The organism is Parasphingorhabdus sp. NYA22, from assembly GCF_976973735.1.
Window position 1 is genome coordinate 3,179,518 of record NZ_OZ333477.1, and the last position, 14,938, is coordinate 3,194,455.

Sequence of the window (14,938 nt, forward strand, 5' to 3'; positions counted from 1 at the left end):
CTCTGCGCCCAGGCGCTTCCAGTTCCCCGGCGCAGGCCGGGGCCCATCTCCAGAAGGTGCCGGATGCACAATAGCGTGTGTGTTGCCGAACTCAAGTTTGGCGCCAAACCATTTCCTTCCCTCATGCCGCAATAGCAGAGATGGACCCCGGCCTGCGCCGGGGTACTAGCCCGCCCGGAAATCCGCGGTTACGGTTGCTACGGCTGCGATCTCCTGTTCGTGTGCAATTTCGCGCTGCGGCTCGGCCAGAGCCTGACGCTCCCAGTCCTGCATCGCCGGATGCGCGATGATATGATCCACCCAGGCGCGGCCCGCTTCACCAATATCGAGTTTAAAACTACGTACCCGAAAGGCGACCGGCGCATAAAAAGCGTCGACGATGGTGAAACGCTCTCCCGCTAGCCAGGGCCCGCCGAAATCATCCAGCCCCTGCGCGAACAGCTCACCGATCCGGTCCAAATTGCGTTGCAGGCCCGGTTCGGTCTCCCGCAATTTGGCGCGCACGCCGACATTCATCGGACAGATATTGCGCAGCGTCGCAAATCCGCCGTGCATTTCGGCGGTAGCGCACCGCGCCCAGGTCCGCGCGCGCTCGTCTTCCGGCCAGCAGCCCGGATGCCGCTCCGCCAGATATTCCATGATCGCCAGCGAATCCCAGATGGTTCGATCATCGTCTTTCAAGCAGGGAACCTGCGCATTGGGCGCAAATTCCCGGAAGCGCTCAAAATTATTCTCTTCGAAATAGATAATCTCGTCGGCAAACGGGATATCCAGCGCCTTCATCAGCACCCACGGGCGCAGCGACCAACTGGAATAGTTGCGGTTGGCGGTGATCAGGGTGTAGGTCATAAATCTGTTTTCTTTTGTCGGTATGGGCCGGCTTCATTCGAACTGGGCTATTGTAGCACCGACAGCAGGAAGATTGAACGATGACATTATCCAGAAGAGATTTTATCCGCTCCGCTCAGGCCGTTGGCTTATTCTATGCCTCCATCTCTATCGCCGGATGCGCCCGCGCGCACAGCGCCAATCGCTCCTTTGCCCTGATCCCGGACCCTGCCAAACGCCTCGATCTGCCTGAGGGTTTTTCCTACACATTGGTCAGCGAGACCGGCGGGATCATGTCCGACGGCTTTTTCCGCCCCGGACGCCCCGACGGCATGGCCTGTTTCGCTGATCCCGAAAATGCCGACAAATGCATATTGATGCGCAATCACGAGAACTGGAACAGCGTCCCTCTCGGCAGCCCGTTCGGCAAGGGCAATGAACTGCTCGACCGGGTGTCCGAGAGCCAGCTCTATGATCGCAAGAAAGACGGCTCGCCCTTTTTCGGCGGCGTTACCAAGGTCGTTTACGATCTGAAACACAAACGCATGGAAAGAGATCTCCTCGTTCTGACCGGCACCGCAGCCAATTGCGCGGGCGGCCCGACTCCATGGGGCAGCTGGCTCAGCTGCGAGGAAGAGATGCTCTCCCCCGCAGAAGGTCCGGGCAAATATCACGGGTTCGTGTTCGAAACCCCGTCCAGCGCCACCGGCCTGATCGACGCCATTCCGCTGAAGGCCATGGGTCGCTTCACCCACGAAGCGGCTTCCGTCGATCCGAAAACCGGCATTGTCTACATGACCGAGGATTCCCGAACCGGACTATTCTACCGTTTCATTCCGACCGTGGCCGGGCAATTGCAAAAAGGCGGCCGCCTGCAGGCGCTTGTTCTGACCAACAGAAAAGCCGCCATCACATCCAACTGGCCCGAAGACTGGGGCGGCACGGGACCCGATTCATTTGTCGTAGGTCAGGATCATGTCGCCCAATGGATCGATCTCGACGATGTCGAAGCACCGGAAGGCGATCTGGCCAAGCGCGGCCATGCCGCTGGAGCCGCCCAGTTCATGCGCGGCGAAGGTCTGGACTATGCGGTGCGAACCGATGGAACAACCGGTGATTTCTACTTCACCTGCACCGAAGGCGGAGCCCAGCGAGTCGGCCAGATTTGGCGCTACACACCCGATCAGGGCCCGGACAGCGGGCCAGAAGCCGGCGGCTCGTTGCGGCTATTCTTCGAATCGACCAGCGCCGACTCTCTCGACATGTGCGACAATCTGGTGATCGCTCCCTGGAACGACATCATATTGTGCGAAGATGGACGCGCCGACCAATATCTGCGCGGTCTGACACCCGACGGCACCATCTACGACATCGCCCGCAACGCCCACAAGGACAAGAGCGAATTCTGCGGCGCCTGTTTCTCGCCCGACGGCACAACCATGTTCGTCAATGTGCAGGAGCCGGGATATACCTACGCAATCACCGGGCCTTGGGAGACGTTGCGGGTCTAGCCCGCCCCGATCAATTCCCGCCCAATCAGCATCCGGCGGATTTCATTCGTCCCCGCGCCGATGTCGAGCAATTTGGAATCTCGCCAGTAGCGCTCGACCGGCCAGTCGGTGGTGTAGCCGGCACCGCCGAGCGCCTGGATCGACTCTTCCGCCACTCGGACGCTATTCTCGCTGGCCAGCATCACTGCGCCCGCCGCATCGAAGCGGGTTGTCTGCCCGGCATCGCATGATTTGTTGACATTATAGACATAGCTGCGGGCACTGTTGAGCCGGACATACATGTCGGCGATTTTGCCCTGCATCAGCTGGAAGCTGCCGATCGGCTTGCCGAACTGTTTGCGCTCGCGGACATAGGGAATGACCGTGTCGAGACAGGCCTGCATCAGCCCGAGCGGGATCGCAGCCAGCACCGCACGCTCATAATCAAGACCGGACATCAGCACGCCGACGCCGCCGTTGAGCGGCCCCATGACATTTTCCTCGGGCACTTCGCAATCATCGAACACCAGCTCTGCCGTCGGGCTGCCCTTCATCCCGACTTTCTCGATCTTCTGCCCGATGGAAAAACCCTTCATACCCTTTTCGATCAGGAAAGCGGTAATTCCGCCCGAGCCTGAATCGGGCCGGGTCTTGGCATAGACGACAAGCGTATCAGCGCAGGTGCTGTTGGTAATCCAGAATTTCGTGCCGTTAAGGACATAGCCGCCCTGCACCGCTTCGGCCTTGAGCTTCATCGAAACCACATCGCTGCCCGCTCCGGCTTCCGACATCGCCAGCGCGCCGACATGTTCACCCGAGATCAGCTTCGGCAGATACTTCGCTTTCTGTTCCGCACTGGCCCAGCGGCGGATCTGGTTGACGCACAGATTGCTGTGCGCTCCATAGCTGAGGCCGAGCGCGGCGCTGCCGCGGCTGATTTCCTCGACCGCGATCGCATGTTCCAGATAGCCGAGACCCAGTCCGCCATCTGCTTCGTCGACCGTGATGCCGTGCAGACCAAGATCACCCATTTGCGTCCACAGTTCGCGCGGGAACCAGTCTTCGCGATCCATTTTCCGGGCCAGCGGCATGATCTTCTCTTCCGCGAAACGCCTTGTGGTGTCGCGGATCTGGTCCGCCATGTCGCCAAGCTGGAAGTCAAATTGCGGGGTGGCGATCATGTTGAGTCCTCAATGTTTTTCTGGGAGCCGTTTAGCAGATAATATTCGGGTTTCCAGCTTCGTGTGCCCCTGCGTAGGCAGGGGTCCATCTCGTGCCATTGCGTCTAGACCGAAGGTCGGGAGATGGATTCCTGCCTTCGCAGGAAAACAGCTTCTGAATCGTTGCGTGCGGTTGATAGCAATGCCATAGCGCGGCCATGCTCTACAATCTCGCAAAGCCCTTCATCTTCGCGCTCGAAGCCGAACGCGCCCATGGCGTGACCATCGCCGGTCTGAAGACCGTTCCCATGGGCCCCGCCCCAAAGTGCGATCCGGTTCTGGCGACCACCGTCGCCGGTCTCGACTTCGTCAATCCGATCGGCATGGCCCCCGGCTTCGACAAGAATGGCGAAGTGCCCGATGCCCTGATCCGCATGGGCTTCGGCTTTGCCGAAGTCGGCACGCTGACCCCGCTGCCTCAGGCGGGCAATCCGAAGCCGCGTATCTTCCGGCTGGTCGAGGACAAGGCGGTGATCAACCGGCTCGGCTTCAACAATCGCGGGCAGGAAGAGGCCATTCCCCGTCTCAAGCGGATGCGCGGACGGATGGGCAAGGGCGTGCTCGGCATCAACATCGGCGCCAACAAGGACAGCACGGACCGCATCGCCGACTATGTCATTGGCGCAAGGAATATGGCGCCGCTGGCGGATTATCTGACGGTCAATATCAGCTCGCCCAACACGCCCGGCCTGCGGGCACTGCAGGACAAAGGCGCGCTGGCAGAATTACTCGCCGCCGTGATGGATGCGATGGGTAAATCGAAAACCCCGGTCTTCCTGAAAGTCGCTCCCGATCTGGAACCGGCGGATATCGACGATGTTGTCGAAGTTGCCGCGGAACAGGGGATCGCGGCGCTGATCATTTCCAACACCACCATCACCCGGCCCGATCTGAAATCCAACAACCGGTCTGAAACCGGCGGCCTCTCCGGAGCGCCGCTGAAGGATCTCGCGCTGCAACGGCTCAAGGATTTCCGCAAGGCCAGCGGCGGACAGATCCCGTTGATCGGGGTGGGCGGCATTGCCACCGCGGAAGATGCCTATGAACGCATCCGTGCCGGCGCCTCGCTCGTCCAGCTTTATACCGCTATGATCTACGAAGGCCCGACCATCGCCGCCGGGATGAACTGCCAATTGGCAAAATTGCTCAAACGGGACGGTTTTGCGTCCGTGATCGAGGCGGTCGGTTCAGCGGACCGGTAAGAACCGCCTTGGCCTTCTCCTTTTAATTCGTTAGTCCTGAGCCTGTCGAACGGCGCCGATCATCGAGACGCGCGGTTCGGACGGTTCACCACTAACGGATTTATAATCATCCATGCAAAAACCCCTCGCCTTTTTCGCCCTTTTCCTGTGCTTTGCCACGGCTGTTCCGGCCCAGGCCGAACATCACCAGACCAGAAATGCCGGCACCGCCGCCTCGGCGCACCCGGAAGCGACCAAGGCGGGATTCGAGATGCTGCAGGCCGGTGGCTCCGCGACCGACGCGGCGATGGCGATGATGCTCGCCCTGACCGTGGTCGAACCGCAATCGAGCGGCATTGGCGGCGGCGGATTTTTCCTGCACCATGATGCGAAACAGGGCTGGATGCAGACCATCGACGGCCGCGAGATGGCGCCGGCGGCAGCAGATTCTACCCGCTTTCTCGGCGAAGACGGCAAGCCCCTGCCCTTCATGCAGGCGATGCCCGGCGGCGAATCGGTCGGCGTGCCCGGCAATATGCGGCTGATGGAAATGGCGCACAGCAAATGGGGCAAGCTGCCCTGGGCGAAGATTTTCGAACCGGCGATCCGGCTGGCAGAAGGCGGCTATGCGGTCAGCGCGCCGCAAGCCGACTGGCTCAAGCGCCTGGCTCCGCTCTGGGCCGACTTCCCTGACGCACAAGCGCTCTACTGGAAAGACGGCGCACCGGCCAAGGCTGGCACGATCATCACAAATCCCGCACTGGGCGCCTTGCTGCGCGAATTGCAGGCAGGCGGTGCCGATGCCTTTTACAGCGGCGAAACCGTGGCTGCGATTGCCAAGGCCGTAGCCAATGCCCCGCGCAATGCTGCGGAAATCACCGCGGAAGATTTCGCCAATTACAGCGCCATCTTGCGCGCGCCGGTATGTGCCAGCTACCGCGTGTACAAGATTTGCGGCATGGGACCGCCCTCTTCCGGCGCGACCACGGTGCTCGGCATATTGGGCGCGATAGAGCGTTTTGACATGGGCAAGATCCATGCAGAGCAACCCGCACAAGCCTGGCACCTGATCGCCGAAGCGATGCGGCTGGCTTATGCCGACCGCGAAAAATATCTCGCCGACCGTGATTTCGTTGCCGTCCCCGTCGACGGCCTGATCGACAAGGATTATCTCGACAGCCGCTCGCAGATGATCGCGCTGGACCGCGCCCGTCCCGACATGCCGGGTGAAGAAACCTATCCCGCCGGCAATCCCCCGGGTAGCGTCGCCCGGACCGAAGCCATTTCCTCCGAAGTTGCCGGCACCACCCATTTCACCGCGGTCGACAAGGATGGCAATATCGCCAACATGACCTCGACCGTCGAAGGCCCGTTCGGCAGCCAGCTGATCGCCCGCGGCATGGTGCTCAACAACCAGCTGACCGATTTCACCTTCGCTCCGGAAAAGGACGGCGCGCCGGTCGCCAACCGGGTCGAGCCCGGCAAACGCCCGCTCTCCTCGATGTCGCCCACAATAGTCTATGATGCCGATGGCAAGCCGATATTGGCGCTGGGTTCCGCTGGCGGCAAACGGATCATCATGCATGTTACCAAGACCCTGATCGGGGTGCTCGATTATGGCCTGACGCTCGAACAGGCGATGGCCCTGCCCAATATATATTATGGCGGATCCGGCGTGCTGATCGAAGGCGGCAGCGATCTGGAAGCCCTGCAGAGCGACCTGTCGCGCTTCGGCCATATCGTCGTAACCTCCGGTCTGCCGTCGAAACTGGCGGGCGCACAGAAGAGCGAAAAAGGCTGGGTCGGAGCGGTCGATCCGCGCAGCACCGGTCAGGCGGTCAGCGAGCTTCCGTAAGCAATATATTGCCGAGCGGTTTCAACCGCGCTAGTTCATAAGCAAATGATCCAGGTCCGGTACGATATCGGAACATTAGAGAGGAAGAATTGCGTGGGCCAGAAAAAGGCAGAAAACCGTTATCTTGAAATCGATCAATATCCCAATCTCGTATCGATGTTTTTCGATCGGGCCGAACAGGGCGGCGACAAACCGTTTCTGAGCGCCAAGATCGACGGTGCCTGGCAGGCGACCAGCTGGACCGAAGCGGCCCGGCAAGTTGCCGCCTTTGCCAAATCGCTGAAACGCATCGGCCTGAAAAAGGGCGACCGCGTCATGCTGGTGTCCGAAAACCGGCCGGAATGGTGCATCGCCGATCTCGGCATCATGGCAGCCGGCTGCATCACCGTGCCGACCTACACCACCAATACCGCGTCGGATCACCAGCATATCCTGGACAATAGCGGCGCCCACGCGGTGATCGTCTCCGACATCAAACTGGCGAAGAATCTGCTGCCCTCGGTGATCAACTCTTCTGACGCCAATATCATCATCGGCATCTCGGATTTGCGCATCGGCCAGTCCGGCGATTTCGATCTCTACAGCTGGGACAAGCTTGTCCAGGGCAGCGACAAGGATGTCGCCGAGGTGACCAAGCAGGTCGCCAGCATCACCCGCGACGAGACCGCCTGCATCATCTACACCAGCGGCACCGGCGGCAAGCCGCGCGGCGTGATGCAGCATCATGGCGCGATCCTGCACAATACGAAAGGTCCCGCCGAGGTCATCGAAACCGACTTTGGCTGGGATGACGAGGTCTTCCTGTCCTTCCTGCCACTCAGCCACGCCTATGAACATAGCGCCGGCCAGTTTTTCCCGATCGGCCTCGGCGCCCAGATTTTCTATTCGGAAGGGCTGGAAAAGCTCGCCTCCAATATCGAGGAAGTGCGCCCGACAATCATGGTCGTCGTCCCGCGCCTGTTTGAAGTGCTGCGCGCACGGTTGATCAAGACAGTCGAGAAACAGGGCAAAATGCCCAATTATCTGCTCGGCAAGGCGCTCGCAATCGGCGCGCGCGAAGCCGAAGGCAAAGGCCGCAAGCGCGACAAGCTGATGGACCTTTTCCTCGACAAGACCCTGCGCCCCAAGGTGCAGCAGCGCTTTGGCGGACGGATCAAGGCGATGGTCTCCGGCGGCGCCCCGCTCAACCCGGAAATCGGCACCTTCTTCCAGTCGCTCGGCCTCACTCTGCTGCAAGGCTATGGCCAGACCGAATCCGGCCCGATCATCGCCTGCAACCGCCCGCGCACCGGCCTGAAGATGGACACGGTCGGCCCGCCGATGGTCGACACCGAGGTCAGAATTGCCGAGGACGGCGAGATACTCGTGCGCGGCGAACTGGTCATGCACGGCTACTGGCGCAATCAGGAAGAGACCGACAAGGTGCTCAAGGACGGCTGGCTCCACACCGGCGATATCGGCCATATCGACGAAGCCGGCCGAGTCGCGATCACCGACCGCAAGAAGGATCTGATCGTCAACGACAAGGGCGACAATATCGCCCCGCAAAAGGTCGAGGGCATGCTCACCATCCAGCCGGAAATCCTGCAGGCGATGATCACCGGCGACAAGAAACCCTATATGGTCGGCCTGATCGTCCCCGACCCCGAATGGGCGCTCGAATGGTCGCGCGAACAGGGCATGAAATATGACTTCATCGCCCTGCAGGCCAACCCGGCGTTCAAGACGGCGGTGCGCGAAGCGGTAGACCGGGTCAACAAGGACTTGTCCGTCGTCGAAAAAGTCCGCCGCTTTGAGTTTGCCGACGAGCCGTTTGCGATCGAAAATGAAGAACTGACCCCGAGCATGAAGATCCGGCGGCATGTGATTAAGGAGCGCTATCAGGAGCGGATGGACGGGTTATATAAGAAGTAGTGGGTTTGCGGATAGAGTGGTAGGATGTTTTTGAGACTGTAGCATTATGGCCGCCAACTAAAACTCGATGACAGTTGCACCTATCCCCTCTCCCTCAAGGGAGAGGGTTGAGCAGACTTGGCAGCTTGCTGCCTAGTCGGAGCTGGGTGAGGGTTTACCGCATCCTAGTGGCGCAGCAACCGACCAGCGGAACACCCTCATCCAACTGCGCCTAATCCTGCGGATAAGGCTTCGTATCCTTCTCCCTCACGGGAGAAGGTGAGAAATCGCTTCGCGCCTTTGCGGCTTCGCGTGAACCTAGTCCCTCGCCGACACCGCAATTCCTCCCGCCAGTAGCGACGGAACTTTTGCCGGTGGCGGCAGTTGGATCAGATATGCAGCCCGAACCGAGAAATAACGTGAATTTACCCCCCGTCCCCCCACAGGCTTCCCAACCACCGTCGGGCAAGCCAAGCGCGGCCAGCTTTTTCGCTCTGCGCAGGCCCCGGTGCCTCCGGCGATCCACGCCACCGCAACGGGATCAGTAAAGATCGCGTTGCGCGTAATCTTTTTTGTCATGTTTCTGGCGCTGGCTCTCCGCGGCTATGAATGGGTCGCACACGACCACCGCATGCCATGGACGCCGCTGTCGCTGGCCGATCCGGTCGGGCCGTTCACCACCCGTAAAATCGACGCGCTCGCCGACGACACGCCGCAGTGCCTCGGGCTGCTCGAAGCCGCATTGATCGGCTATTCCCCCCTGCCCCCGGTCAGTGCCGGCGCGAATTGCGGTTATGACAACGGCGTCACCCTCACCCGGAGCCAGCCGCAGACCATCGCCTATAGCCCCGCCGCCCGGACCAGCTGTCCGATGGCGGTCAGTCTGGTGCTGTGGGAAAATCAGATCGTCAAAGCCGCGGCGACCCGCCATCTTGGCAGCACGGTCGAGCAGATCATCACCTATGGCAGCTACAGTTGCCGGCGGATCGGCGGCGGGCAGACGGGCAATTACAGCGAACATGCCACGGCCAACGCGATCGACATCGCCGCCTTCCGGCTCGCCGACGGCCGCACGGTCTCGGTCGCCGGACACTGGAACGCGAATGACGAGCGGTCCCGCTTCCTCAAGGAAGTGCGCGACGGCGCCTGCGAGCTGTTCGCGACGACCCTGTCACCGGACTATAACGAGGCGCATGAGGACCATCTGCATTTCGACCAGGCGCGGCGTGGCGGATCGCGCTATTGCCGGTAATATTACGTATCCCGCGCCCGCAAGCGAGAAGCTAGAGCGATATCGGGATCGGGCCCTGTGGTCCTTCATCGATGATCGCTCGTCCGATTATCTTGGAACAGGATCGCGTCCCGCACGTTGGTTTCACATGACGCAAACAGATAAGGAAAATCACATGGTAGATAAGAGCCAGATCAAGGAACATTTGGAAGTCATCGGCGCGGACGGCGTGCACGTTGGCATTGTGGACCATCTTGACGACAGCGGCGAGCGGATCAAGCTCACCAAGAAAGACAGCCCGCAGACCCAGAGCGGAAAAGGTGCTTCGCACCACTATCTGCCTGTCGGCCTAATTGCCGAGTTCGAAGGCGACAAGATCCGCCTCTCGGCAACCGGCGAAAATGCGGTCAATATGTTTGAAGAAGATAAATAGGCTTACCGAAGTTTCGGTGTCGTTTTGCTAAATGCGCCCCCTCTCCCGTGCGGGAGAGGGTTGCGTAGACTTGGCAGCTTGCTGCTTAGTCGGAGCCGGGTGAGGGCGGACTGAGGGACGACAGCGCAGCAACCCACCAGCGGAACACCCTCATCCAACTGCGCCTAATCCTGCGGACAAGGCTTCGTATCCTTCTCCCTCACGGGCGAAGGTTGAGTCGAGCTCCCCTCCACATCTCCCAGCCCGCATTCACTAGGTAGCTATACGGATTGGTTCTCCCGAAAAAACTGGCGATTGAAGACGGTCAGCCAGTCAACAGGGGGAACGGGCCAGTGAACAGCAAGGCAAATGCAATCGTCGATCGCATCCGCGCGCTGGAGGGCGAACTGGAAATCCAGATCGCCGAAGAACGCAGGCTGATGCGCGAGCGGCTCGGCAAAGGCCGCGCGGAGCTTGATCGGGAAATGGAGAAAATGAACCGGTCTGTGCGGATCGGGGTGCTACGCTATATATCGGAAGCGCAGCTATCCGTGATTCTGACGGCGCCATTCATCTATGCTCTGCTGCTTCCGTTCGCCTTTCTCGACGTGTCGGTCTCCATCTACCAATCGGTGTGTTTTCGCGCCTATGGCATCGCCCGGGTCCGGCGCCGCGATTATATTGTCTATGATCGCGGGCGGTTGTCCTATCTGAACGCGATCGAGAAAATCAACTGCACCTATTGCAGCTACGCCAATGGTGTCATCGCCTACGTTCGGGAAGTCTCCGCCCGCACCGAGCAATATTGGTGCCCGATCAAGCATGCGCTAAAAGTCCGCGGCCCCCATAGCCGGCAGCGGCTGTTTGAAGAATATGGCGATGGCGCGGAATATCAACAACGCCTGAAAACACACCGCGATGCGTTGAAGCCAGACAAGACACCGGTGAAACGGGACATCGACTAAAAAGCGCTGCCCCCTCTCCCTCAAGGGAGAGGGTTGTGCAAACCTGGCAGCTTGCTGCCTAGTCGGAGCTGGGTGAGGGTGTACCGGAGGGCAGTGGCGCAGCAGCCAACCGGCGGAACACCCTCATCCAACTTCGTCTAATCCTTCGGATAAGACTTCATATCCTTCTCCCTCACGGGAGAAGGTTTAAAACCACTAAACCGGAGCAAGCACCCAACCCTTCGTGTCTTTGTGTCTTCGTGCGAGTCCCTCCGGACGCTTCGACCGACTAGTCGGAGCTCAACTTGAGATCTTTGGTATAGGCCACAAAATCGCCAAAGGAACAACTGCCCATGGTCGCGCCGCTGGCATTGTCGATCAGCTGGATAATTTCACCCTGGCAGAGCGAGCTGCTCGTGCGCCGGTAGGACAATATATTGCGGTCGGCACGGGGACATCCGCCGGGCGGCTTGTTGACGTAGATGGTCTTGGCATTACGGCTCGACGAGAATATCAATATGTCGTCGCTGATCACCGTCATATTGCGCTGATCGTTGTGGTTGATGCAGGATTTGGCTTTGCCGGCGGTCCGGCCTTCGAGCTGCTTGTCGAGCTTCGCCTGCTGTTTCTCGGTGAGTTCGATTTTCTCCCCGCCGATCGCGGGTGCAGCGAGCAGCATCGCCGCAGGAATGGCTAAAAGCAGTTTTCTCATCATCTGTCTCCTGTTGTCGATCCCCATCGAACAACCTTATAACAGGATTCGGGCTGAACCGGGAATGAAACAGACGAGAGTTCAGAAATTGTCCTTGGCTGTCCGCCGCTCGCCCAGTTCCGCCGCCGAGGCCGCGCGCATGAACGGGTTGGTGGCGCGCTCTTGTCCGATCGTCGTCGGAACGGTGGCCTCGCCACGAGAGCGCAGGGTCAGCACCTCGGCCATCCGTTCTTTCAGGGCGAGATTGTCCGGTTCGGCGACCAGTGCATATTCGCCGTTGCTCTGGGTATATTCATGGGCGCAGTAGATTTTCGTGTCATCCGGCAGCGCCTCGAGCTTGCGCATATTGTCGTACATTTGCTCCGCCGTGCCCTCGAACAGCCGCCCGCAACCCATGGCGAACAGCGTATCGCCGACGAAAGCCACTTTCTCGGACGGGATGTAAAAGGCGATATGGCCGGCGGTATGGGCGGGTACGTCGATAACATCGGCAACCACGTCGCCGAGCTTCACGGTGTCGCCTTCCTTCACGCATGTGTCGAGCGTCGGGATGCGTTCCCGCTCCGCTTCCGGGCCGGTGATATGGCAGCCGGTGGCCTGCTTGATCGCCGCATTGCCGCCGGTATGATCGGGGTGCCAGTGGGTGTTCCAGATCTGGGTAATGGTCCAGCCGCGCTTTTCGGCCTCGGCCAATACCGGCTCCGCGACCGCGGGATCGACGACCATTGTCTCGCCGGATTCGGGTTCGTGGACCAGCCAGACATAATTATCGGACAATACGGGAATTCGGATGATTTCTAACATGGCCGGCAAATTACTCCGCAAATTTAAAGCTGTCGATGCTTAACCGCAAAATAAGAGTTTTTCGCTATTCGATATGGCACTGCAGCAGTGATTTTGGAAAGGGGCGTCATTTGCGCTTGTTTGTCGCGTTTCTGGCCTATTTGTGCCTCTGCTCCCCGGCTCTTGCCGAAGTTCCGATGTCGGACAAATTGTGCACGCAAAGCAGCGCGACGGATGTTACAGCGTCGGCATTGCTGAAGTCAGGCAATGCCTTTGATTGCTCTGACAATAAATATGCCGTCAAAGGTCCTCGAGTCTGGGTGAAAATCCCCTTCCTCGCGGACGCCCTGCCCGCTGGCACGGTCGAGGTCCAGGGCGACAATAATGGCCTGACCACAATGCAGGTGCATGCGGTGCTCGACGATGGCTCGCTCCTGTCGTCAAGCTTCTCCGAACAACAGGTGATAGATAGCTGGCGGCCGAAAGGTCATTATGGGCTTGCCGTCCCGGGCACGGAAAACCCGGAATTGCGGAGCCGGATAAAGAATGTCTATGTCGCGATTGACGACCCGAAAGTGGCTAGCAGCATGTCGTTGATCCAGCTTGCTTCGAAGGAAAGATGGGACGGCTTGAAGCTGCCGCTCTCGATCATGTTCGGCGTTCTTTGCGGCATGGCCATAATGCCACTCTTCTACCATGTCTTTTTCTATGGAGCCCTGCGTTACAGTTTCATGCTCTGGCACAGCGTGATCATCGCGGCGACGGTCGTCTATACATTCAGCTCGTCCGGCCTGATGTTCCTGGCCTTTCCCGAGACCAGTTTGCTGACCAAGATGCTGATCAATTACTGGGCCCTCGCTATCGCGGTTGCTGCCAGCGGCTTTTTTCTGGTGCGCTTCGTCGAACAGGGAAAAATTGCACCCTGGCTGCGAACCGGCATAATTCTGACATCGATTCTGCCAGTCCTCGTCACCGCGTTCGTCCTGAGGGTCGACGATGGCTATAATATGGACGCCCGGAACTATTACCACGCGTCCTTTCTGCCCGCATTTTTTGTCGTCCTATACGCGATGGGGCACGCGCTGCGCCGCGGCAGCAAGGCCATCTGGTTTCAGATCGCCGGTTGGACGCCAATCGTTTTTTTCGGACTGGATCGGGTAGCGCGTGGCATGGACCTGTATATCGGCTGGCCGGCGCTTGACTATGGGCTCTATTTCGCGCTGGTGATGGAAACCATCATTCTCGCGCTTGGCGTGGCCAATCGCATTCTCCGCCTGCGTCAACAGCATGAAGATACGTTGCGCAAACAGGTGGAGCTTACCCTGCTCGCCGATACCGACGGCTTGACCGCAATCAACAATCGCCGCTCCTTCGAGAGAGAGTTTCGACGCGACCAGCAGGAGCATCGCTACAGTCACCTTGCCATTTTCGATATTGATTTCTTCAAGCGGGTCAATGACCGCTACGGTCACGAGATCGGCGACGAAGTATTGCGGGTTGTCGGCAGGGAGCTGGAAGCGACGCAGCATTTTGCGGCCCGCATCGGCGGTGAAGAATTCACGTTGCTAATGCAGAACGACAGCCGGGAAAGTCGTAAAAACTGTCCGGCAAATGCTCTGACCGAAATATGTGAAACGCTGATCAAGTCGGTGCACGATCAAGTACCGGAAATCCGGGAGCCCGTGACCTTTTCGGTCGGCTGTGCCCCGATCGCCAGACGCGCTTCGCTGCGCAGCGTGATGGCTACGGCCGACCGGCGCCTGTATGACGCCAAGAACAACGGTCGTAACCAGATTGTCTGGATCGACATTTCGGCGACCAAAGCGACCAAGCCAGCCGGGACCGCTTCCGTGTAATCGCGGTCAGGCGCTTACCACTCGCCGATATTTTCCATGCTCGCCCAGGGTTCCTGAACCGGGAGCTTCTCTCCCTTTTGCAGCAGTTCGACAGAGATATTGTCCGGCGAGCGGACGAAAGCCATATGACCGTCACGCGGCGGACGGTTGATCGTAATCCCTGCATCCATCAGGCTCTGGCACAAGGCATAAATATCATCGACGGCATAAGCGAGATGGCCGAAATTGCGGCCGCCGTCATATTGTTCGGCCGGACTGCCATCTTCCGCAGGCCAGTTATAGGTCAGTTCGACTTCCGCGACATCCTTCTGTCCCGGAGCGGCCAGGAAAATCAGCGTGAAACGCCCCTGCTCGCTGTCATAACGGCGAACCTCCTCCAGACCGAGATGCCCGAAAAAGGCGACGGTTGCCTCCGGATCGCTGACCCTGAGCATGGTGTGCAGATATTTGATAGTCAAAGATAATCTCCATTCATCGCTATTCAGAAACGGTTCATCGCAGCTATCGCAAAGCCGCACCGGGTCACTGGAAAT

13 protein-coding genes are annotated in these 14,938 nt (G+C 59.4%); 8 read left to right on the forward strand and 5 right to left on the reverse strand.

All coding sequences use genetic code 11. The features are described from left to right. Nucleotides 1-165 precede the first annotated feature (165 nt). Nucleotides 166-849, reverse strand: coding sequence for a glutathione S-transferase family protein (locus ACWFTY_RS15160; RefSeq protein ID WP_447525013.1), 684 nt, complete (start codon nt 847-849; stop codon nt 166-168). Between the two features lie 80 nt (nt 850-929). Here ACWFTY_RS15160 and ACWFTY_RS15165 point away from each other — a divergent pair, with 80 nt between their 5' ends. After that, nucleotides 930-2,339, forward strand: a complete 1,410-nt coding sequence (locus ACWFTY_RS15165; protein ID WP_447525014.1) for an alkaline phosphatase PhoX — start codon at nt 930-932, stop codon at nt 2,337-2,339. On the opposite strand, the gene ACWFTY_RS15170 is transcribed toward ACWFTY_RS15165, so the two are convergent. Beyond that, nucleotides 2,336-3,499, reverse strand: a complete 1,164-nt coding sequence (locus tag ACWFTY_RS15170; protein WP_447525015.1) for an isovaleryl-CoA dehydrogenase — start codon at nt 3,497-3,499, stop codon at nt 2,336-2,338. The genes ACWFTY_RS15165 and ACWFTY_RS15170 overlap by 4 nt on opposite strands. Nucleotides 3,500-3,696: 197 nt before the next feature. On the opposite strand from ACWFTY_RS15170, the gene ACWFTY_RS15175 reads away from it, so the two are divergent. The 6 genes from ACWFTY_RS15175 (at nt 3,697) to ACWFTY_RS15200 (ending at nt 11,075) form a co-directional block, all read left to right on the forward strand. Further along, nucleotides 3,697-4,740: a quinone-dependent dihydroorotate dehydrogenase gene (locus tag ACWFTY_RS15175; RefSeq protein ID WP_447525016.1), complete on the forward strand. Its 1,044-nt coding sequence runs from the start codon at nt 3,697-3,699 to the stop codon at nt 4,738-4,740. Between the two features lie 112 nt (nt 4,741-4,852). Then, nucleotides 4,853-6,574 carry a gamma-glutamyltransferase gene (gene ggt / locus ACWFTY_RS15180; RefSeq protein WP_447525017.1) on the forward strand — a complete coding sequence of 574 codons (1,722 nt, stop codon included), beginning with the start codon at nt 4,853-4,855 and terminating at the stop codon, nt 6,572-6,574. A 156-nt stretch (nt 6,575-6,730) separates the two neighbouring features. Further along, nucleotides 6,731-8,488: an AMP-dependent synthetase/ligase gene (locus ACWFTY_RS15185; protein ID WP_447526913.1), complete on the forward strand. Its 1,758-nt coding sequence runs from the start codon at nt 6,731-6,733 to the stop codon at nt 8,486-8,488. Between the two features lie 535 nt (nt 8,489-9,023). Then, nucleotides 9,024-9,719 (forward strand): extensin-like domain-containing protein, encoded by a 696-nt coding sequence (locus ACWFTY_RS15190; RefSeq protein WP_447525018.1) that lies wholly within the window; start codon nt 9,024-9,026, stop codon nt 9,717-9,719. A 154-nt stretch (nt 9,720-9,873) separates the two neighbouring features. Beyond that, on the forward strand, nt 9,874-10,131 hold the full coding sequence (locus ACWFTY_RS15195; RefSeq protein ID WP_447525019.1) for a DUF2171 domain-containing protein: 258 nt from the start codon (nt 9,874-9,876) through the stop codon (nt 10,129-10,131). Between the two features lie 332 nt (nt 10,132-10,463). Next, complete coding sequence (locus ACWFTY_RS15200; RefSeq protein ID WP_447525020.1) at nt 10,464-11,075, forward strand: hypothetical protein; 612 nt, start codon at nt 10,464-10,466, stop codon at nt 11,073-11,075. A 268-nt stretch (nt 11,076-11,343) separates the two neighbouring features. Here the strand turns inward: ACWFTY_RS15200 and ACWFTY_RS15205 are convergent, their stop codons facing one another. Together ACWFTY_RS15205 and gloB are read right to left on the reverse strand one after the other, a co-directional pair. Beyond that, nucleotides 11,344-11,769, reverse strand: coding sequence for a hypothetical protein (locus tag ACWFTY_RS15205; RefSeq protein WP_447525021.1), 426 nt, complete (start codon nt 11,767-11,769; stop codon nt 11,344-11,346). Nucleotides 11,770-11,847: 78 nt separating this feature from the next. After that, entirely contained in the window at nt 11,848-12,570 is a 723-nt protein-coding gene (gloB, locus tag ACWFTY_RS15210) for a hydroxyacylglutathione hydrolase (protein WP_447525022.1), read from the reverse strand. Between the two features lie 110 nt (nt 12,571-12,680). Here gloB and ACWFTY_RS15215 point away from each other — a divergent pair, with 110 nt between their 5' ends. After that, nucleotides 12,681-14,405: a sensor domain-containing diguanylate cyclase gene (locus ACWFTY_RS15215; RefSeq protein ID WP_447525023.1), complete on the forward strand. Its 1,725-nt coding sequence runs from the start codon at nt 12,681-12,683 to the stop codon at nt 14,403-14,405. A gap of 14 nt (nt 14,406-14,419) precedes the next feature. On the opposite strand, the gene ACWFTY_RS15220 is transcribed toward ACWFTY_RS15215, so the two are convergent. Then, complete coding sequence (locus tag ACWFTY_RS15220; RefSeq protein WP_447526914.1) at nt 14,420-14,839, reverse strand: VOC family protein; 420 nt, start codon at nt 14,837-14,839, stop codon at nt 14,420-14,422. Between the last annotated feature and the right edge of the window lie 99 nt (nt 14,840-14,938).